Annotated in this window: 13 protein-coding genes and 1 riboswitch; of the genes, 7 read left to right on the top strand and 6 right to left on the bottom strand. The window is 70.3% G+C overall.

All coding sequences use genetic code 11. The annotated features are described in order from the left end of the window. Nucleotides 1–657: 657 nt before the first annotated feature. Entirely contained in the window at nucleotides 658–1,755 is a 1,098-nt protein-coding gene (locus tag VGD32_RS00410) for a Glu/Leu/Phe/Val dehydrogenase (protein WP_331029934.1), read from the bottom strand. A 190-nt stretch (nucleotides 1,756–1,945) separates the two neighbouring features. On the opposite strand from VGD32_RS00410, the gene VGD32_RS00405 reads away from it, so the two are divergent. Then, on the top strand, nucleotides 1,946–2,203 hold the full coding sequence (locus VGD32_RS00405; RefSeq protein ID WP_331029933.1) for a hypothetical protein: 258 nt from the start codon (nucleotides 1,946–1,948) through the stop codon (nucleotides 2,201–2,203). A gap of 763 nt (nucleotides 2,204–2,966) precedes the next feature. Here VGD32_RS00405 and VGD32_RS00400 read toward each other — a convergent pair. The 3 genes from VGD32_RS00400 to VGD32_RS00390 all read right to left on the bottom strand — a co-directional run bounded on the left by VGD32_RS00400 (nucleotide 2,967) and on the right by VGD32_RS00390 (nucleotide 5,035). Beyond that, the gene (locus VGD32_RS00400; protein ID WP_331029932.1) at nucleotides 2,967–3,956 is read right to left on the bottom strand and encodes an alpha/beta fold hydrolase; all 990 of its coding nucleotides are present in this window, start codon (nucleotides 3,954–3,956) and stop codon (nucleotides 2,967–2,969) included. Between the two features lie 169 nt (nucleotides 3,957–4,125). Then, nucleotides 4,126–4,731 (bottom strand): uracil-DNA glycosylase family protein, encoded by a 606-nt coding sequence (locus VGD32_RS00395; protein ID WP_331029931.1) that lies wholly within the window; start codon nucleotides 4,729–4,731, stop codon nucleotides 4,126–4,128. After that, nucleotides 4,715–5,035 (bottom strand): DUF3253 domain-containing protein, encoded by a 321-nt coding sequence (locus VGD32_RS00390; protein WP_331029930.1) that lies wholly within the window; start codon nucleotides 5,033–5,035, stop codon nucleotides 4,715–4,717. Before VGD32_RS00390 ends, VGD32_RS00395 begins: the two co-directional genes overlap by 17 nt. 49 nt (nucleotides 5,036–5,084) lie before the next feature. On the opposite strand from VGD32_RS00390, the gene VGD32_RS00385 reads away from it, so the two are divergent. After that, nucleotides 5,085–5,519 (top strand): PaaI family thioesterase, encoded by a 435-nt coding sequence (locus tag VGD32_RS00385; RefSeq protein WP_331029929.1) that lies wholly within the window; start codon nucleotides 5,085–5,087, stop codon nucleotides 5,517–5,519. On the opposite strand, the gene VGD32_RS00380 is transcribed toward VGD32_RS00385, so the two are convergent. Together VGD32_RS00380 and VGD32_RS00375 are read right to left on the bottom strand one after the other, a co-directional pair. Beyond that, nucleotides 5,520–9,938, bottom strand: a complete 4,419-nt coding sequence (locus VGD32_RS00380; RefSeq protein ID WP_331029928.1) for an Ig-like domain-containing protein — start codon at nucleotides 9,936–9,938, stop codon at nucleotides 5,520–5,522. It abuts the gene before it with no gap. A gap of 140 nt (nucleotides 9,939–10,078) precedes the next feature. Further along, the gene (locus VGD32_RS00375; RefSeq protein ID WP_331029927.1) at nucleotides 10,079–10,648 is read right to left on the bottom strand and encodes a helix-turn-helix domain-containing protein; all 570 of its coding nucleotides are present in this window, start codon (nucleotides 10,646–10,648) and stop codon (nucleotides 10,079–10,081) included. A gap of 168 nt (nucleotides 10,649–10,816) precedes the next feature. Between VGD32_RS00375 and VGD32_RS00370 the strand changes: the two genes are divergently transcribed. From VGD32_RS00370 to metB, 5 genes are all read left to right on the top strand, one after another. Then, a complete protein-coding gene (locus VGD32_RS00370) occupies nucleotides 10,817–12,016 on the top strand; it encodes an efflux RND transporter periplasmic adaptor subunit (RefSeq protein ID WP_331029926.1) in 1,200 nt (399 codons plus the stop codon). 7 nt (nucleotides 12,017–12,023) lie between these two features. Next, nucleotides 12,024–15,278: a multidrug efflux RND transporter permease subunit gene (locus VGD32_RS00365; protein WP_331029925.1), complete on the top strand. Its 3,255-nt coding sequence runs from the start codon at nucleotides 12,024–12,026 to the stop codon at nucleotides 15,276–15,278. Continuing rightward, nucleotides 15,278–16,717 (top strand): efflux transporter outer membrane subunit, encoded by a 1,440-nt coding sequence (locus VGD32_RS00360; protein WP_331029924.1) that lies wholly within the window; start codon nucleotides 15,278–15,280, stop codon nucleotides 16,715–16,717. Before VGD32_RS00365 ends, VGD32_RS00360 begins: the two co-directional genes overlap by 1 nt. A 56-nt stretch (nucleotides 16,718–16,773) precedes the next feature. Then, a riboswitch (SAM riboswitch) is annotated at nucleotides 16,774–16,895 on the top strand. Between the two features lie 104 nt (nucleotides 16,896–16,999). Continuing rightward, nucleotides 17,000–17,998 (top strand): homoserine O-succinyltransferase MetX, encoded by a 999-nt coding sequence (metX, locus tag VGD32_RS00355; RefSeq protein ID WP_331029923.1) that lies wholly within the window; start codon nucleotides 17,000–17,002, stop codon nucleotides 17,996–17,998. Then, a complete protein-coding gene (metB, locus tag VGD32_RS00350; protein ID WP_331029922.1) occupies nucleotides 17,995–19,176 on the top strand; it encodes a cystathionine gamma-synthase in 1,182 nt (393 codons plus the stop codon). The genes metX and metB overlap by 4 nt, the downstream gene beginning before the upstream one ends. The last annotated feature ends 176 nt before the right edge of the window (nucleotides 19,177–19,352 follow it).

Here is a 19,352-nt window from a genome sequence, read left to right as displayed (position 1 = left end):
ATAGGCCATGGCCCCGACGGCCACGACGAAGCCGATCGCCATGACGACGAGCAGCGGGTCGAAAGCCTTGCGGGAGGTTGCGGTCATGGCGCCTCGGCCCGAATCAATGGGGCGTTTCCGGCGATGATGGTCTGGATGCGGTCCGGGGGCGAATCCGGGCGGCCCGGGGTCGGGAGCGAGTCTTGGCCGGGCAGGTTCTACCCGGGTGAAAACCGGAAAAAACGGTGGGGGCCGTCGGCAGAGTCGGCAGGGTCGGCGGGAATTCACGGGGGCGGAGTCGGCAGAGTCGGCATCGACGCGCCTGTGGCGGTGCGGCGGGGATGCGGTTGTCAAGGACCGGCGCCTGCCGAGCGACAGGACGGGGCGCATTATGCACCCGCCGGCTTATCCGGATGGAAGATTGGTTCGAGAAAAGGCGATGTGCCTGGGAAAGCGGGAGGTTTTCCGCGCAGTCCGACTATATTTTCGCGGATTGCCAGCACAGCGCCGCGCAATTTCCTTCTCCCCTCCGGGGGAGAAGGTGGCTCGCGGAGCGAGACGGATGAGGGGGAGGTCAGACGCGAAATGGCGGGCGGACGGCCTAGAGCCGGCCGACCCCTCATCCGCCCCTCCGGGGCACCTTCTCCCCCAAGGGGAGAAGGATCACAGGTTCGCGGGTCAGGCCGCCTTGCGCGGCTCGGCCTTGGCGTCGCGGGCCGCGTTGATGCGGGCTTCGGCGATGGCGTCGGCGATCTGGTGGGTCGGGCGCTTCTCGACGGCGGAGCGTTCGAGGATTTCCTCCAGCGTCTCCATCAGGCGCGACAGCTTGCCCTCAACCCACTGCGGATCATAGGCGCCGCCGGTCTGGCGGGCCTTCATCTCGGAGGCGACGTTGATGATGCCGCCGCCGTTGACGACATAGTCGGGGGCGTAGAGCACGCCGCGCTCGAACAGGATCTGGCCGATGTCGGGGGTGGCCAGCTGGTTGTTGGCGGCGCCGACCACGGCCTTGCATGTCAGCCGGTCCAGGGTCTCGGGGTTCAGCGTCGCGCCGAGGGCGCAGGGGGCGTAGATGTCGGCCTTGACGTCGTAGATGGCGTCGGGGGCCACGACCTCGGCGTTGGTGCGGGCGGCGACTTCGGCCAGCAGGGCGGTGTTGACGTCGGTCATGACCAGTCTGGCGCCGGCGGCGTGCAGCTTGTCGGCCAGATAGCCGCCGACATGGCCGATGCCCTGCAGGGCGACGGTCAGGCCGGTCAGGTCGTCCTGCTTCCACAGGCGGCGGGCGACCGTCAGGGTCGAGCGGAACACGCCCTCGGCGGTCACCGGCGACGGGTCGCCCGAGGCTTCCGGTCCGTCGTTGAGGCCGAGCACATAGGGGGTGACCTTGCGGGCCTCGGCGATGTCGGCGACCGACACGCCGACGTCTTCCGCCGCATAGTAGATGCCGCCCAGGGTGTCGACGGCGCGTCCGAAGGCGCGGAACAGCTCCGGCGTCTTCTGGGTGCGGCTGTCGCCGATGATGACCGACTTGCCGCCGCCCATCTCGAGGTCCGCCACGGCGTTCTTGTAGCTCATGCCCTTCGACAGGCGCAGCACGTCCTCGAGCGCCTCGGCGCTGGAGGCGTAGTTCCACATCCGGGTTCCGCCGACGGCCGGGCCGCGCGCGGTCGAGTGAACAGCGATAATCGCACGCAGGCCGGTCTTTTCATCAAAGACCGCGTGCACGCCTTCATGGTTCGCGAAGGACGGGGAATCGAACAGCGTCTTGCCCATGACAGGCGTCTCCCGGGGTATTTTTTGTTGCGGGGCTGATACGCCGGGACGGACGCAAGGGCAAGCACAGCGGTTTGGGGGCGGCGGGGGCCGGACAGGGACGGCGGCGGAGAGCGGGATTGGGGGATCAATGGCGAGGTCGGCTCCCGACCCGTTGCGGACATTCCGTTCGGCGGTAGTGTGGGCCCCGATGGAAGAGCCCAAAAACAAAGAGGATGCTCTGGCTGGCCTCCTGAACGGCACGATGTTCACCCTCTTGGGCGGCATCTTCCCAGCCGTTGTGGCGTGGTGGCTCGCAACAGAATGGCAAACCGTGGCCGCTGGAAATCACGCAATGACCGCGACCGAAGCGATGCAAGGCATTGGACTGACACTCGTCAGCGTAGCGATTCTCCGCTTCGGCTTTCGAATGCTCCTGAGGAACGGCGCGGCTTTGCGGCGGCTCTGACGCAACGTCCGCTCACCACCTTGGGGCGACTGTCGGCTCCCGACCCCTAGCGGACGTTGACGACGAACCCACCTCACCCCGGAGGGATGCCCCAGTCGAACGCCTCAGATCGTAGGCATAGTCCATGGGAGCAAAGCCATGGCTTGCGCGGGGGTCTTCGCTACCAGGTGCCGTCGGTCGAGAAACTTGAGTTCCATGAGCGCACACCGGTCGTAGGTTGCCGGATCGTCACTCACGAAGATCGTATAGCTCTGTCTACTCCGCATAGCGTTGAAGGCCGCCGCGATCAGATCGAGTTCTTCCGGGGTCGCCTTATCGTGCGGATTGCGAATGTCGATTATCCAGTCCCAGCCACCCAGTTCAGGCCGTTGGCTCGTCAACCTCAAGACCGTCCCGGCGACCGTGTCGCTCGGGGGCTGCGGAAGAACTGTGACCACAACCCGCTGCAGGCTCTCATCCAGTGTGACGCGTGTAGACATGTGGTGCCGTGTGCCATGTCGTTGGCAAATAGAGACTTAATGTCCGCTTTCCACCCGCTGCAGACCTTCACAGTGTCTGCTCCCGGCGCCTTGTCCAATCTCGTCCGCCGTCATCCCCGGACTTGATCCGGGGATCAGAGGCGGGAGGCGGGCTGTGCGGGGGTGACGGCCCCGTGAGGGCGAGCGTGGGGGGCCCGACGGAGCACCGGACGGTCTGATCCTCGGGTCAAGCCCGAGGATGACGGATTGAGGAAGACGACAGGACGGTGTTTCCGGACCTGCGATCAACGATCCGTCAGCGCCGCCCTCACCTCGCCCGCCCCCGACGGCAGCGGCGCCTCCGCATCCCGCAGCCAGGCCTCGACGTCGCGGAAGACGGTCTCCGCCTGCAGGTCGCGGTTCAGCAGGTGCCAGCCGTCAGGGTAGAAGACGGTGCGCAGGGCGGCGCGATCGCCGGCCCGCTCGAGCGCGCGCCGCATCGAGGCGGGCGGGACCAGATTGTCGTGCGCCCCGTACATCAGCAGGGTCGGGGCGCGCACCTCGCCGAGGCCCGCCGAGGCCGACTCCATCAGGTCGACGAGGCCGTAGAGAAGGTCGAACCGGGTGGTCAGCAGGCTGTTGGGATCGCGGCCGGTGCGGAACAACTCGATCCAGTTGTCCGAGGCCGCATACTGGCGCGCCGCCCAGTCCGGCGGCTCGACGGCGCGATCAGGGACCGTGCGGGCGGCCAGCCACAGGGCCGCCGAGTTGACCGGTCCCTGCGCCGACCAGCCCCATACCGCCGGCGCGAGCAGGACCACCCGGGCGGCGTCCGGCGGCCGATCGGAGGCGAAGGCCGCCACGGCCACGGACCCGCCCATGCTTTCCCCGGCCACGGCGATCACCGCCCCGGGGTGGCGCGCGCGGGCGAGGGCCACGGCGACGCGCAGATCGGCGACCATCCGGGCCTCGCCCGGCCAGACGCCGCGACCCGGCGCCTGGCCGAAGCCGCGCTGGTCGAAGGCCCAGGTCTCGATGCCCTGCTCGGCCCACCACGGGCCGGCGAGATGGAAGGCGGCGCGGCTGTCGTTGACGCCGTGCAGGGCCACGATCACGGCCCAGGGCTCGCGTTCGGGAGTCCAGCGGACGAGCGGCAGGCGGGCGCCGTCGTCCATGACCAGATGGGTGGGGGTGAGCTCCGGTCCGGTGAAACCCGGCGGCGGTATCAGGGGCGGCTGAATGGCGGGGCTGGCGCAGGCGGCGAGGGTGAGGGTGAGGAGCAGGGCGAGGGTCACGCGTCGTCCTTCTCGCCTCGGGAGAGAAGGTGGGCGGCGGAGCCGTCCGGATGAGGGGGCTTGGCGACGCGGAACGGCCGCCCGCCGGCTTGGATCAGACATCCCCCTCATCCGGCCCTCCGGGCCACCTTCTCCGCCGAGGGGAGAAGGGGAAACCTGCATCGCTCATTCATGAGCCCAGAATGCCCCGAACCCGTTGGCGAAGGTAGGGCAGGACCTCGGCCTCGAACCACGGGTTCTTCCGCAGCCAGGCGGTGTTGCGCCAGGAGGGGTGCGGCAGGGGCAGGATGTCGGGGGCGAAGGCGCGCCAGGCCCGGACGGTGTCGGTCATGTTGGCCCGGACCCGGTCGCCGAGGGCCCAGGTCTGGGCGTAGCCGCCGACCAGAAGGGTCAGCTCGACCCGCGGGAGTTCGGCGAGCAGCTGCGGCCGCCACAGCTCGGCGCAGCGGCGTGGCGGCGGATGGTCGCCGCCCTTCGGGGCGGTGCCGGGGTAGCAGAAGGCCTGGGCGGCGACGCCGAGGCGGCGGTCGGCGTAGAAGGTCCCGTAGTCCACGCCCAGCCAGTCGCGCAGGCGGTCGCCGGACGGGTCGGTGAACGGCCGGCCGCTCTCATGCACCCGGCGGCCGGGAGCCTGGCCGCAGATCAGCAGCCGGGTTTCCGGGAAGACGTGAATCACCGGCCGCGGCGTGTGCGGCAGCTGGCCGAGGCAGGCCCGGCAGGCGCGGATGTCGGCGAGGACCGTCTCCAGTCCGGTCGGATCAGCCGAAGTCGTCATCGCTTTCGACGGCGGGCGGCCGGGCCGCAAGGGCGGCGGCGGTCTCGGCCTCGGTCGGCAGGCGCAGACGGATGACGCCCTTGAAGGCGTTCGGATCGACCGGCTTGCCCTTCTTGGTGATGGTCAGCCTGCCCTGACGCATCAGTCCGAGGGCGCAGGCGCGCACCTTGGGCAGCATCCGCTGCCACTGTTCCGGCTGCAGGTCCTTGGCCACGTCGGCGGGTTCGATGCTCTTGCCGCCGACGCCTTTCGGGTCGGCCTTCGCCAGTTTTTCGAAGATGGCGGTTTCGATGGGGTCGCTCATCGCGCCTGTATGGTGCATTGCGGGATCAGAAAGAAGGCGGAGTTTTCCCATGGTCGCGAAAGTCACGGTGACGGAAGGCGAGTTCGCCGGCTGGCAGATGTACGACCTGCACGGCACCTTCGATCAGGTGGTCGGACCGTTCTATTTCAAGCCGGACCCGGACGGCCGGATGCGCTGCGCCTTCCGGGCCGAACCCAAGCATATGAACGCGGGCGACCGGATGCACGGCGGCTGCCTGATGACCTTCGCCGACATCGCCCTGTTCCAGACCGCCTACCAGGAGATGGAGGGGGCCTCGGGGGTGACGGTGTCGCTGGATTCGACCTTCATCGACGGGGCCTATGTCGGCGAACTGGTCGAGGCCACCGGCGAGGTGGTCCGGGCCGGCAAGAGCCTGATCTTTGTGCGCGGCCAGATCAACGCCGGCGCGCGCATCCTGATGACCTTCTCGGGCGTGATCCGGAAATTCACGCCGCGCCGCTGATCAGGCCCCGAACCACGGATCCCAGGGGTCGGCGCTGATCAGGCCCTGATCGTCGAGGACCGCCATGCGCCCGCCGTCCCGCTCGGGGAACAGCAGCGCCGGTTCGACCGCCGGGCCGTCGTCGAGCCCGGGCAGGACCTGGACGCCGGCGTCCTTGACCGAAAGGGCCGGCGCCGCAGCCAGCGAGTCCAGCGACACCACCACGCCGTTGGAGAAGCGCACCGACTCGACGCCGTACAGCAGATCGACCCCGTCGCGTCCGGCGGTCAGATCCGTGACCTGCCAGCCGCCGTCGACGGCGACGATCGAATAGTCGGCCTGGAGCCCCTGCAGCACGGCGATGTCGGTTCCGTCGTCGCCGTGGAGGACGTCGTCGCCGCCGAGGCCCTTCAGAACGTCGGCCCCGGCCCCGCCGGTGATGACGTTGGCGTCGGCGTTGCCGGTTCCGGTGAAGGCGCCGGAGCCGGTGTAGGTCAGGTCCTCGACATTGGCCTTCAGGATATGGCTCGAGACGGAGGTCAGCACCCTGTCGTGGCCCTGGCCCGCCCCCTCGACGATGGTGTCGCCGACGGCGGAGAGCACAAAGGTGTCGTCGCCGAGACCGCCGTAGAGCTCGTTGGCCGCGCCCGATCCGCCGACGAGGGTGTCGTCGCCGGCGTAACCGAGCAGCAGGTCCCGGGCGGTCCCGCCGGTGATGACGTTGGCGCCGGCGTTGCCCTGGCCGGTGAAGGCGGCGGCGCCGGTGTAGGTCAGGTTCTCGATCTCGGCCGCGAGCTTGAAGCCGGCGAGCGCGGTCTGGACGGCGTCCGTCCCCTCGCCCGCGAGTTCGACCAGGGAGTCGCCCACGGCCGCGACGATGTAGAGATCGTCGCCGGCGCCGCCCTGCATCTGGTTGGGCACCCCCGTCCCGCCGTACAGGATGTCGTTCCCGGCCAGGCCGAGCAGGGTGTCGCGGCCCTCGCCGCCGGACAGGGTGTTGGCGACCGCGCTGCCGATCAGGAGGTCGTTGAAGGCCGAGCCCGTGACGTTCTCGATGCCCGTCAGGCTGTCGGTCGCGCCGTCGCCGTCGTTGAGCGTGGCGCCGAGGTTGAGGCGGACGTTCACGCCCGCCGCCGCCGCGTCATAGCTGGCGGTGTCGGCGCCCGCGCCGCCGACCAGCTGATCCACGCCGCCCCGGCCGGACAGGATGTCGTCCCCGTCGCCGCCTGTCAGGACGTTGGCCAGCGAATTGCCGGCGCCGATGAAGGCTTCGGCCCCGATGTAGGTCAGGTTCTCGACGTTGGCGGCGCCCAGCGTATAGGCGGTGAGCGTGGTCCGGACCGTGTCCGTTCCCGCCCCGGCCGCCTCGACCAGCGTGTCGCCGGCGACCTGGACGACATAGGTGTCGTCGCCCGCGCCGCCCTGCAGTTCGTTGGCCGCGCCGGTCCCGCCGTCGAGCGTGTCGTCGCCGTCGAGCCCGAGCAGGACATCGGCGCCGGACCCGCCGGTGATCAGGTTGGCGGCGCTGTTGCCCTGGCCGACGAAGGTCCCGGAGCCGGTGTAGGTCAGCGCCTCGACGTGATCGCGCAGGGTGTAGGAGGCCAGGGCGGTCTCGACCGTGTCGTAGCCTCCGCCGGCGTTCTCAACGATGGTGTCGCCGAGAACCTCGACGACGAAGGTGTCGTCCCCGGCTCCGCCGTACAGCTCATCGGCCGCGCCGGGGCCGCCGATCAGGCGGTCGTTTCCGCCCTGGCCGAGCAGGGTGTCGTGCTCCACGCCGCCGGTGATCAGGTCGCCGAAGGCCGTGCCGATCAACACGCCCGCGCCGGTGATCACCGTGCCGTCCTCGCCGGTGATGGTGATGGTCAGGACGGCGGTGGAGCTGACTCCGGCGGAGTCGGTGATGGTGTAGGCGAAGGTGTCGGTCGCCGTCTGGCCCTGGAGCAGGGTTCGGGCCACGGCCGCGGGGGTGAAGACCCAGGAGCCGTCGGCCTGGACCGTGAGGCTGCCCCAGTCGCCGGCGACGGCCTGGCCGACGTTGGCGCCCTGGCCCTCGACGGCGGTGACGCTGATGTCGCCGGAGGCGGCGTGGTCGTTGGCCAGCAGGCCGGCGGCCGCGTTCACGGTCAGGGTCGCCGTCTCGCCGGTTCCGCCGGCGTCCGCCGCCGCCTCGGTCGGGGCCTCGACCGCGAACTCCACCGTCCGCGGGGCGCTGGACGTCAGGCCGTCCGAGACGACGTAGCTGAACGAGGCCGTGCCGCTGAACCCGGGCGCGGGGGTGAAGGTGAAGGCGCCCGTCTCCGGGTCGATGACGACCTCGCCGTTCTGGACGGACCCGCCGACGAGCTCGTAGCTCAGGGCGTCGCCGTCGGCGTCGAGGGCCTCGCCGAGGGCGCCGGTCACCGCCGCGCCGGGAACGGCCTGGGCGCCGACGTCGTCCGCCCCGGTGAGGGCCGGGGCGTCGTTGACGGGCGAGGCCTCGCCCGGGTCCCAGGCGGCGATGGCGGCGTCCAGCGCGGCGATCTCTTCGGGCGACAGGCTCGCGGCGGCCTCGGCCTGGTTGAACGTCAGCAGGTTGTCGAACTGGTCGTTGTGGGGCGGGGCGTCGAATTTGAGCGCCACGCCGAGCCAGAAATAGGCGTCCGACGGCGACGCTGCGACGCCCTCGCCGTCGAGGTACCGGCGGCCCAGCGCATAGGCGGCTTCCGTCTGGCCCATGTTGGCGGCCCGGATGAAGCCCTCGACGGCCAGAGCCTTGTCCTGGGGAGCCCCGAGGCCGAGGTGGTCGAGGATGGCCAGCCTGTAGACGGCGTCCTTGTCGGTCGGCAGCGACTGGAGCAGCTCGCGGGCGCGCACATAGTCGCGCTCGCCGCCCTCGCCCGAGGTGTAGAGGCGGGACAGCATGAGCCGGGCGTCCGGCACGACATCGGCGGCGATTTCGAGGAATTCGCGCGTGAGGACCTTGTCGGGATTGAGACCGTTGAGCCCGGTGCTGATCCAGGTGGCGTAATGATAGGCGGCGTTCGGATCGCCCGCGTAGGCGAGCCGGGTCGTGTAGTAGACCCAGTTCTCCAGGTCGCCCTGGAGCAGATACTGGTCGACCACGGTGTTGAACGACGGCAGGGGCGGAGCCTCGCCCGCCGGATGCACGGTCAGGACGACGGTCTTCTCCGCGGTTTCCAGCTGGCCGTCCGACAGGCGGTAGCGGAACGAGGCCTCGCCGGTGAAACCGGCCGTGGGGGTGAAGACGTAGTGGCCGCTGCCGGGGTCGAGATCGAGCGTGCCGCCCACGACCGAGCCGTCGACAAGCTCGAAGGTCAGGGCGTCGCCGTCGACGTCCGCGCCCTTAAACAGGGTGAACTCGAACGCCGTGCCCGCCTCGATGTCGACCGCTTCATTTCGGGTCGTCAGCAGCGGGGCGTCGTTGATGCCGCCGATGTAGACGATGACGTTGATCGGGTCGGAGGTGTTGACCCCGTCCGACACCGTGTAGCTGAACGTCGACGCCCCGACGTAGTCGGTCGGGCCGTAGTGGTCGGCCGGCGGCGTGAACACGAACTCGCCGGTGTCCGGATCGATGGTCACCGTGCCGTTGCGGACCGAGTCCGAGACGAGGCTGAAGGTGGCGTTCTCCATGTCGACGCCGTCGGCGCCGGCCAGGACGCCGGTCGCGTCCTGGTCCTCGAGACCGTAGTGCAGCTCGGGGCTGAGGCCGCTGGCGCCGACCGGTACTGCGGGGGTCTGCGTGCGGACCGTGATATTGGCGAGATCGAGGAAGCCCGAGGGCGCGGCGTCGGGATCCTCGTTCAAAATGACGAGATGCAGGGTGGCGTCGACATAGGACAGGGTCTGCGCCAGGTCGAAGGGCTGGTAGCGGTCAGCCCAGTCCCCTTCCAACGTCTCGTAGTTGCCGGCGTAGGTCCAGTCGGCGGGGTCGTCGCTGATCTGAAGGGTGATGGTCGTCCAGTCGTCGGTGACCTGGCCCGCCATGTCGCCGCCGCTGTTGACCCAGTTGGTCACCTGCAGGCCGACGTAGAAATTCTGCAGCAGGCCCGTCTCGGGCACATAGCGGCAGACCCAGACGGCCAGCTTGCCGCCATTGGCGAGGAAGTCCGTGCCGCGCACGGTGATCTCAAACTCGGCGTCCTGCAGGTTGAGCACGCCCGGCGACCCCTGCGTCGGCGTCGACAGGTGCGCCACCAGCCAGATGGCCCCGACGCCGTCGATGTGATTGGCGTCCAGGGGCCCGGGAGCGTGCAGCCGCGTGAACTGCTCGTACTGGCCGCCAGGTTCGGTCACCACCGACGGCGGCAGCCAGGTCGTCCACGGGCCGAGGCCGTAGGTGAAGTCCCAGCTGTACTCGTAGGGCGGCGGGAAGACCGGATCGGCCTCAGTCCCGACCGGCGCCAGGGGGTCCTGGTTCTCTGCAGGCTGGTTCATGTGCGGCCCCCCGGGGCATTTGATCAAGCGTCAGGCTGAGCGTTCAATTGAGTTCGCGTTGAAGGCGACATTTGGACTGCGCAGCGTCATTGTACGCCTTCGGACGCAGATTGCGCCACCCGCCCGTCCCGATCCGGGCGTCAGCTGTCGATGATGTCCTGCAGAATCCCGGCCATGCGGTCGCGCATTTTCTGGCATTCCGCGGGCTTCAGACCGAAGCCGCCGGTGATCTCGCGGCTGACGGCCATGCCCATGACGAAGGCGGCCGCGAGCCGGGCGCGCACCGCGGCATCGGGCCCGCCGACCCATTCGGCGAAGGGATTGAAGAAGCGCTCGTTGCCGGTCTTCTGGACCAGTTCCATGGCCTTGGTCGATCCGACCGAGCGCAGCAGCACCAGCAGCCCCTTGAGCTTGCTCTCGCTTTTCGCCTCGTAGATGGCTTCGTGGGCGATGCGCTGGCCGAAGGTCGAGCGATCGCCTTCCATCAGCTCCGCGCCGTTCTCGCAGCTGTCGAGGACGGCGGTGAACAGATCTTCCTTGGAGCCGAAATAGCGGGACACCAGGGCGGCATCGACGCCGACGTCGCGGGCGATGTCGCGCATGCCGACGTCGTCATAGCTTTCGCGCGCGAACCGTTCGCGCGCGGCGTCCAGAATGGCGGCGCGGGTCGCCTCGGCATTTCTTGGCCGAGGCGCGACATGGCAAAACAACAGGTTAGCTCCTGAACAAAGCCCCACGAGCTATATGGCTTTGTCATCACCCGTTGACAAGCGCCGAGTCGATCACCATTAAGTCACCGGGCGTTGACTAACGGCTTCCTCCCCGATCGCCGCAGTCGACTGAGACAGGGATTTGCTCCCTTACGGAGACTGGGATTCATGCGCACGGTGAAGATCGTGGCCGCGTCCGCCCTTATGGCGGCCGCGCTCTATGGCTGTTCCTCGAAGAGCGAGGCGCAGGCGCCGCCGGCGCCGTCGGTGACCGTCGCCACCCCGCTGGTGCAGGCGGTGCAGGACTGGGACGAGTTCACCGGCCGCTTCGAGGCGACGCAGTCGGTCGAGGTGCGCGCGCGCGTCGGCGGCTATGTCTCTGGCGTGCATTTCCGCGACGGCGACTACGTCCGGCGCGGCCAGGTGCTGTTCACCCTCGATCCGCGTCCGGCCCAGGCGGCCTTGGCCTCGGCCCGCGCGCAACTGTCGCAGGCGCAGGCCCAGCTGACGCTCGCGCAGAGCGAACTGGCCCGGGCCGAGAGCCTGCTGGAGTCGCAGGCCGTGTCCCAGTCCGAGGTCGACACCCGGCGCGGTGCGCTGGAGACGGCGCAGGCGGCCATCGCCGCCGCCAACGCCAATGTGCGGGCGCGGCAGCTGGATCTCGAGTTCACCCGGGTGACCGCCCCGATCTCGGGGCGGGTGTCCGACCGGCGCGTCGACGCGGGCAATCTCGTGGCGGGCGGATCGTCCGCCGCCGACGTGCTGACCACGGTGGTCTCCAGCGCGCCGATCCATTTCGTGTTCGACGGCTCCGAAGCCGTGCTGCTCAAGTATCAGCGGCAGGCCCGGCGCGGGGCCGCCCCGATCCAGATCCGGCTCCAGGACGAGACCGGCTTCAGTCGCTCGGGCACGCTCGATTTCACCGACAACGTCGTGGACACCGCCTCGGGCGTGATCCGGCTGAGGGCGGTGATCCCCAACGCCGACGGTTTCCTGAAGCCGGGCATGTTCGGTCAGGCGCGCCTCGCGGGCGCCGGAACCTATGACGCCATGCTGGTGCCCGACGCCGCCATCGCCACCGATCAGGCGCGTCGCATCGTCTATGTCGTCGCCGCCGACGGCTCGGTCGCGCCCAAGCCGGTGCAACTCGGACCGCTTGTCGACGGCCTGCGGGTCATCCGTTCCGGCCTGGCGCGGACCGACCGGGTCATCATCAACGGCGTCCAGCGCATCCAGCAGCCGGGCATGAAGGTGCAGGCCCGCAACGGCCAGATCCGCCCGGTCGCCCACCCCGTGCAGGCGCCGGTGACCCAGTCCGCCCCGGCGTCGACGGCGACCTTCGCCAACAGCCTCTCCTCGGGCGACTGATCCGGCCATGAACATCTCACGCTTCTTCATCGACCGGCCGATCTTCGCGGCCGTGATCTCGGTGTTCATCACGCTGCTGGGCGTGTTCGCCTATCCGCTGCTGCCGCTGTCGCAGTATCCGGACATCGCCCCGCCGACGATCGCGGTCACGGCCGTCTATCCAGGCGCCTCGGCCGAGACCATGGCCGAGACGGTGGCCGCGCCGATCGAGCAGGAGGTCAACGGCGTCGAGCGCATGCTCTACCTGTCGTCGTCCTCGACCTCGGACGGGGTGGCGACGATCACGGTCACCTTCGAGCCCGGCACCGACCTCGACGCGGCCCAGGTGCTGGTCCAGAACCGGGTCGCCCTGGCCGAGCCGCGCCTGCCTGAACCGGTGCGCCAGATCGGCGTGACGGTGAACAAGCAGCAGCAGGACTTTCTGCTGATCGTCGGCCTGACCTCGCCCGACCGCAGCCTAGCCAACGACTATATCGGCAACTACGCCAACTCGACGCTGCGCGACCGCTTCCTGCGGCTCGACGGCGTCGGCGCGGTGCAGGTGTTCGGCGGTGGCAACTATTCGATGCGGGTGTGGATCGACCCGAACAAGGCCGCCGCGCGCAACCTGACGGCCCAGGAGATCGTCGGCGCCCTGCGCGGGCAGAACACCTCGGCCGCCGCCGGCGCGATCGGCCAGCCGCCCTTTCCCACCAACGCCGCGGCCTTCCAGCTGCCGGTGCAGGTGCAGTCGCGCCTGAGCGATCCGGAGCAGTTCGGCGACGTCGTCATCAAGACCGACGCGCAAGGACGGACGACGCGGGTGCGCGACGTGGCGCGGGTCGAGCTGGGCTCGCAGGACTACGGCATCCGCGGCTATTTCGACGGACATCCGGGCGTCGCCCTGGCCATCCAGCAACAGCCCGGCGCCAACGCGCTGGAGACCGCCGAGCGGGTCATGGCCGAGATCGAGGCGGCCCGCGCGGACCTGCCCACGGGCATGGAAATCTCCGTGCCCTACAACCCGACGGAGTTCGTCGCCGAGTCGGTCGAGGCGGTGCAGCATACCGTGTTCGAGGCGATGATCCTGGTGGTGCTGGTGGTCATCGTCTTCCTGCAGACCTGGCGCGCCGCCATCATCCCGATCGTGGCCATTCCCGTGTCGCTGGTCGGCACCTTCGCGGTGCTGCTGGGGCTGGGCTATTCGATCAATTCGCTGTCGCTGTTCGGCCTCGTGCTGGCCATCGGCATCGTCGTCGACGACGCCATCGTCGTGGTCGAGAACGTCGAGCGCTACATCCGCATGGGCCTGACGCCCAAGGAAGCCGCCTACCGGTCGATGAAGGAGGTCTCGGGCGCGCTGATCGCCATCGGCCTGGTGCTGGTGGCGGTGTTCGTGCCGACGGCCTTCGTGCCGGGCATTCCGGGCATCTTCTACCAGCAATTCGCGGTGACCATCGCCTCCGCCTCGGTGATCTCGCTGCTGGTGTCGCTGACGCTGTCGCCGGCCATGGCCTCGGTGCTGCTGAAGCCGCACGACCTGAGCCATGCGCCCGAACGCAAGCCGGGCGCGCTGGGCGCGGTCGTCTGGTACGGCGGCTGGGCCGGACGCCGGTTCAACGAGGGTTTCGACTGGCTTTCGGACAAGTACGGCCGGCTGACCGCGCGCCTCGTCCGGACGGTGGGCCTGGTGCTGGCCGTCTACGTCGCCCTGCTGGCCCTGACCGCCTGGCGCGTGGCCGAGACGCCGACCGGCTTCATCCCCGACCAGGACCAGGGCTATCTGATCGGCGTCATCCAGCTGCCGGCGGGCGCCTCGCTGGAACGCACCGAGGCGGTGATGACCCAGGCCCGCGACATCATCGAGAAGACCGAGGGCGTCGACGGCACCGTGGCCTTCGCCGGCCTGGACGGCTCGAGCTTCTCGTTCGGCTCGAACGCGGCGACGATCTTCGTGCGCCTCGACGAGTTCGAGGAGCGCAAGTCGAGGGAGCAGGCCGCCGCCGCCCTGGCCGGCGCGATCACCGGAGCCACCTTCGGCATCGAGGACGCCAACATCTTCGTCATCGCGCCGCCGTCGGTGCAGGGCCTCGGCAACGGCAACGGCTTCAAGATGATGGTGCAGGACCGCGGCGGGCAGGGCTATCGCCCCCTCGAAGGCGCCACCTTCGCCATGATGGGCGCCGCCGCGCAGCAGCCCGATCGGGTGCAGCAGGTGTTCTCGCTCTACAACACCGGCTCGCCGCGCGTGTCCGCCGACGTGGACCGCGAACGGGCGCTGATGATGGGGGTGCAGCCCGACGACGTGTTCGACACGCTCGGCATCTATCTGGGCTCGGCCTACATCAACGACTTCAACTTCCTGGGCCGCACCTTCCGGGTCACGGCGCAGGCGGAGCCGGCCTATCGCGACGATGTCGCCGACATCGCCAATCTGAAGACCCGCTCGGCCTCCGGCGCCATGGTGCCGATCGGCTCGGTGGCGACGCTGAGGGACGATTCCGGCCCGGCCCGGGTGGTGCGCTACAACCTGTTCCCGGCCTCCGAGCTGCAGGGCCAGGCGGCGCCCGGCGTGTCGTCCGGACAGGCGCTGGAGACGATGGAGCAGCTGGCCGCGGCCACCCTGCCGCCGGGCTTCTCCTACGAATGGACCGAGCTGGCGCTGCAGGAGAAGATCTCGTCGGGCGGCACCACCCTGGTGTTCCTGATGGCCGTGGTGTTCGTCTTCCTGGTGCTGGCGGCCCAGTACGAGGCCTTCACCCTGCCGCTGGCCATCGTGCTGATCGTGCCGATGTGCGTGCTGGCGGCGATGATCGGCGTCGGCCTGCGGGGACTGGACAACAACATCCTGGTCCAGATCGGCCTGGTGGTGCTGATCGCGCTCGCGGCCAAGAACGCCATCCTGATCGTGGAGTTCGCCAAACAGGCCGAGGAGCAGCAGGGGCTCAACCGGTGGGACGCGGCGGTGCAGGCCGCGCGCACCCGGCTGCGTCCGATCCTGATGACCTCGTTCGCCTTCATCTTCGGGGTCGTGCCGCTGATGCTGGCGACGGGGCCGGGCGCCGAGATGCGGCAGTCGCTGGGCACCGCCGTGTTCTCGGGGATGCTGGGCGTGACCCTGTTCGGCCTGATCTTCACCCCGGTGTTCTACGTGGTCAGCCGCTGGCTGGCGTCGAAGATCCCGAGCCGGCCCGAAAAGCCGCAGACCATCCCCACCACCCACGGCCTGCCGCCGCATGACGCCGACCCCGCGCCGGCCACGCCGCGGCTGGGAGACGCCTGATGACGACCCGATCCCCTCTCCGGTTCCTGACCGCAACCGCCGGCGCCAGTCTACTCCTGGCGTCGTGCGCGGTCGGGCCGAAGGCGCCTGACGCGACCCTTCCCCTCTCCGCGTCGGGCGCCTTCATCGGGGCCACGACGCCCGCGGTGGCGGCGCAGGCCGCGCGCGACGACTGGTGGCGGCTCTATGACGATCCGACGCTGGACGGGCTGGTGCGCCAGGCTCTCGTCGAGAACAACGAGCTGGAGGCGGCGGCGGCCAATCTGCGCGCCGTCCGGGCCACGCTGAACGAGACGCGGGGCGCGCGCCTGCCCCGGCTGAACGCCGACGCCTCGGCGACCTACAGCCGCCAGTCGGCGAGCAGCACGCCCCCGGGCGGCGGGGCCCCGCTGGGCGCCCCGGAGGAGGTCGAGACCTATGACGCCGGCCTCGACGTCAGCTACGAGGTCGATCTTTGGGGCCGGGTCGCGGCGGCCGTGCGCGCCGCCCGGGCCGACGCCGACGCCGCCGAGGCCGCGCTGGACGTCATCCGCGTCACGGTCGCGGCGGAGACCGCGCGGGCCTACGCCGACGCCTGTTCCGCCAACGCCCGGATCGCCGTGGCCGAGCGCACCGTCGAGCTCCAGTCCGGGACCGCGGACCTGACCCGCCGTCTGCTGGAGGCCGGTTCCGGCAACGGCCTGGATGTCGCCCGCGCCCGCTCGGCGCTGGAGTCGAGCCGGGCCGCCCTGCCGCCCCTTCGGGCGCAGCGCGACGGGGCCCTGTTCCGGCTGGCCACCCTGACCGGCCGCACGCCGGCGGAGGCTTCGGAAGCCGCGCGCGCCTGCGTCCGCCCGCCCCGACTGTCGCAGCCGATCCCGGTCGGCGACGGGGCCGCCCTGCTGGCCCGCCGGCCAGACGTGCGCCGGGCCGAGCGCCAGCTCGCGGCCGCCGCGGCGCGAGTCAACGTCGCCGTCGCCAGCCTGTATCCGACCATCAGCCTGGGCGGATCCGCCGGCGCCACGGCGCTGGATCCCGGCGACCTCGGCGACGAGGACAATTTCCGCTTCAGCCTCGGGCCGCTGATCAGCTGGTCCTTCACCACGCCGGGGGTCAACCGCGCCCGGGTCGAACGCGCCGACGCCAACACCCAGGCGGCGCTGGCGGCCTTCGACCAGACAGTGCTCGCGGCGCTGGAGGAGACCGAGACGGCGCTGGCCAACTACGCCAACGAGCTGGACCGGCGCGCGGCGCTGCAGTCGGCGCGGGACGAGGCGGCCAACGCCGCCCGGCTGTCGCGGCTGCGCTTCGACGCCGGGGCCGACAGCTTCCTGACCGTGCTGGACGCGGAACGGACCCTGGCCGCCGCCGACGCCCAGCTGGCGGCCTCGGAGGCCCTGGTCACCACCTACCAGATCGCCCTGTTCAAGGCGCTGGCGGGGGGCTGGAACGAGGGCTGACTTCGCACCTGCAACAAGGGGATTGACGGCGCCGGAAGTGTTCGCCACCGTAAGGGCACTCATCAAGACCGGCTGAGGGATAGGCCCTTTGACGCCGGGGCAACCTTCCGGGACGACCCAGTCCCGGAGATGGTGCCAACTCCTGCGGGGCGTCTTCGGAAGCCGCGAGAGATGAGTGAAGCGACGGCGCCGCCACGGGCGGGGTCCGGCTGACTTCACGGGTCTGTCACCGCACGAATTGGCTCGCCCCTCCGGTTTCGCTGAGCGAAAGCGGAGCGGACCGTGGCGTCCCAGCACTGGCCTATCGACGAAGCGCCCGGACGCGATGTCCGCGCCGTCATCCCCGAGCAATTCCGGCTGGAGTCCGGCGAACGGCTGGCCGCCGGCGAGGTGGCCGGGCGGCTGCACGGCCCGGACGCGGGGCCGCTGGTCGTCGTCGCCGGCGGCATCTCCAGCGGCCGGTTCGCGGCGCGCTGGTGGTCGTGGGCGGTCCGGACCGGCGGGCCCGTCGATCTGGACCGGGCCCGGGTTCTCGCCTTCGACCTGCTGCCCGGCAAGGACGAGCCGGGCGTCACCATCACCACCACGGATCAGGCCCGGCTGCTGGCCCTGCTGCTCGACGCGCTGGACGAGCCCGTCGCCGACGCCTTCGTCGGCGCCTCCTACGGCGGGTGCGTCGGCCTCGCTTTCGCGGCCGCCTTCCCCGAGCGGATCGGTCAGCTGGTGGCCATTTCGGCGGCGCACCGGCCCCATCCGGCGGCCACGGCGTGGCGCGGGGTGCAGCGCCGGCTGCTGGCCTTCGCCCGGGACGCCGGCCGGGAGGCGGAGGGCGTGGCCCTGGCCCGCGAACTGGCCATGATCACCTACCGCACCCCGGAGGAATTCGCCCTGCGGTTCGCCTCGACGCCCCCGGCGGAAGCGGGTGAGGCCTATCCCGTCTGCGACTATCTGATCGCCCGCGGAGCCGACTATGCGGAGGTCACCTCCGCCGCCCGCTGGACATCCCTGTCGGACTCGCTGGACCGCCACGCCGTTGACCCGGAGGCGATCCGCTGCCCGCTGACCGTCATCGGCTTCACCTCGGACCGGCTGACGCCGATCGAGGACAGCCGCGAGCTGGCCGCCCGGGCCCCGAACCTGCGCCGCTTCGTCGAGGCCCCCTCCATCTTCGGCCACGACGCCTTCCTGAAGGAGCGCGACCTGGTGGGCCGTGCTCTGCACGACGCCCTCAGCCCGCTCTACGCCCTTCCCGAAAACGCCCACCGCGAGATCGCCGCATGACCGCCCCCCAAGTCCATCCCTGTACGACCGCCGCCCGTCACGGCGTCAACTCAGACCCGGCGCACGGCGCGGTGATGACCCCGCTGTATCTGTCGTCGAACTTCAGCTTCGACGGGCTCGAGGGGAAGCGGCGCTACGACTACACCCGCTCGGGCAACCCGACGCGAGACGTTCTGGCCGAGGCCCTCGCCAAACTCGAGGGCGGATGCGGCGCGGTTGTGACGGCCACAGGGATGGCGGCGGTCGATCTGGCCCTCTGCTCGCTGGAGCCGGGCGACCTGCTGATCGCGCCGCACGACCTTTACGGCGGCACCCACCGGCTGCTGTGCGCCCGGGCGAAGCGGGGGCATTTCGAGGTGGCGTTCGTCGACCAGAACGACCGTGCGGCGCTGGACGCCGCCTTCGCCCGCAAGCCGAAGCTGGTCCTGATCGAGACGCCGTCGAACCCGCTGATGCGGGTGGTGGATGTGGCCGAGCTGTGCGCCCGGGCGCCCGCCGGCGGCTGCAAGGCGGCGGTGGACAACACCTTCCTGTCGCCGGCGCTGCAGCAGCCCATCGCCCTCGGCGCCGACCTGGTGATCCATTCCACGACCAAATACATCAACGGCCATTCCGACGTGGTCGGCGGCTGCGTGGTGGCGAAGGACCCGGCCGACCTGGAGCCGCTGAGCTGGTGGGCCAACTGCCTCGGCGTCACCGGTTCGCCGTTCGACGCCTGGCTGACCCTGCGCGGCGTCCGCACCCTGTTCGCCCGCATCGAGCGGCAGCAGGCGACGGCGGGACGGATCGCCGAATGGCTGGCCGTCCATCCGGCCGTGAAGGCGGTGCACTATCCGGGCCTGAAGAGCCACCCGGGTCACGCCGTCGCCGCGCGCCAGCAAAGGGGTTTCGGCGCCATGCTGAGCTTCGAGCTGGCCGATATCGACGCGGTCCGGGCGCTGATTGACGGGCTTGAGGTCTTCACCCTGGCGGAGTCGCTGGGCGGGGTGGAGAGCCTGATCGCCCATCCGGCGCTGATGACCCACGCCGCCATGACGCCGGAGGCGCGGGCGACGGCCGGGATCACCGACGGCCTGCTGCGCCTGTCGATCGGGCTGGAACATGCCGAAGACCTGCTGGCCGACCTGTCCGCGGCGCTGGCGGCCGTGCCGCTTCCGCTCGCCGCCGAAGCCGCCTGAGGGACGCCGCCATGACCGCCCTGCCCCTCCCCCTTTCTCTCCCGGCCGCCGACGACGTCTCCTCCCCGGTCGTCGACGAGCCGGTGGCCCTGCTGCAGCTCGACCTGGCCGACCCGGCCCGGGCCGCCTCCGCGGTGTACCGCGAGGTCCGGCGCGGACGGCGCGTGGTCGCCGTC

This window comes from Brevundimonas sp. (assembly GCF_036402095.1).
Lineage (GTDB): Bacteria > Pseudomonadota > Alphaproteobacteria > Caulobacterales > Caulobacteraceae > Brevundimonas.
The sequence above is the reverse complement of the archived record's forward strand: the minus strand, read 5'-3'. Positions and strand labels throughout refer to the sequence as shown.

Coding starts and splice junctions, on each gene's coding strand:
- VGD32_RS00380 (WP_331029928.1), bottom strand. CDS start 9,938: ATGAACCAGCCTGCAGAGAACCAGGACCCCCTGGCGCCGGTCGGGACT.
- VGD32_RS00365 (WP_331029925.1), top strand. CDS start 12,024: ATGAACATCTCACGCTTCTTCATCGACCGGCCGATCTTCGCGGCCGTG.
- VGD32_RS00395 (WP_331029931.1), bottom strand. CDS start 4,731: ATGACGACTTCGGCTGATCCGACCGGACTGGAGACGGTCCTCGCCGAC.
- VGD32_RS00360 (WP_331029924.1), top strand. CDS start 15,278: ATGACGACCCGATCCCCTCTCCGGTTCCTGACCGCAACCGCCGGCGCC.
- VGD32_RS00410 (WP_331029934.1), bottom strand. CDS start 1,755: ATGGGCAAGACGCTGTTCGATTCCCCGTCCTTCGCGAACCATGAAGGC.
- VGD32_RS00405 (WP_331029933.1), top strand. CDS start 1,946: ATGGAAGAGCCCAAAAACAAAGAGGATGCTCTGGCTGGCCTCCTGAAC.
- VGD32_RS00370 (WP_331029926.1), top strand. CDS start 10,817: ATGCGCACGGTGAAGATCGTGGCCGCGTCCGCCCTTATGGCGGCCGCG.
- VGD32_RS00390 (WP_331029930.1), bottom strand. CDS start 5,035: ATGAGCGACCCCATCGAAACCGCCATCTTCGAAAAACTGGCGAAGGCC.
- VGD32_RS00385 (WP_331029929.1), top strand. CDS start 5,085: ATGGTCGCGAAAGTCACGGTGACGGAAGGCGAGTTCGCCGGCTGGCAG.
- metB (WP_331029922.1), top strand. CDS start 17,995: ATGACCGCCCCCCAAGTCCATCCCTGTACGACCGCCGCCCGTCACGGC.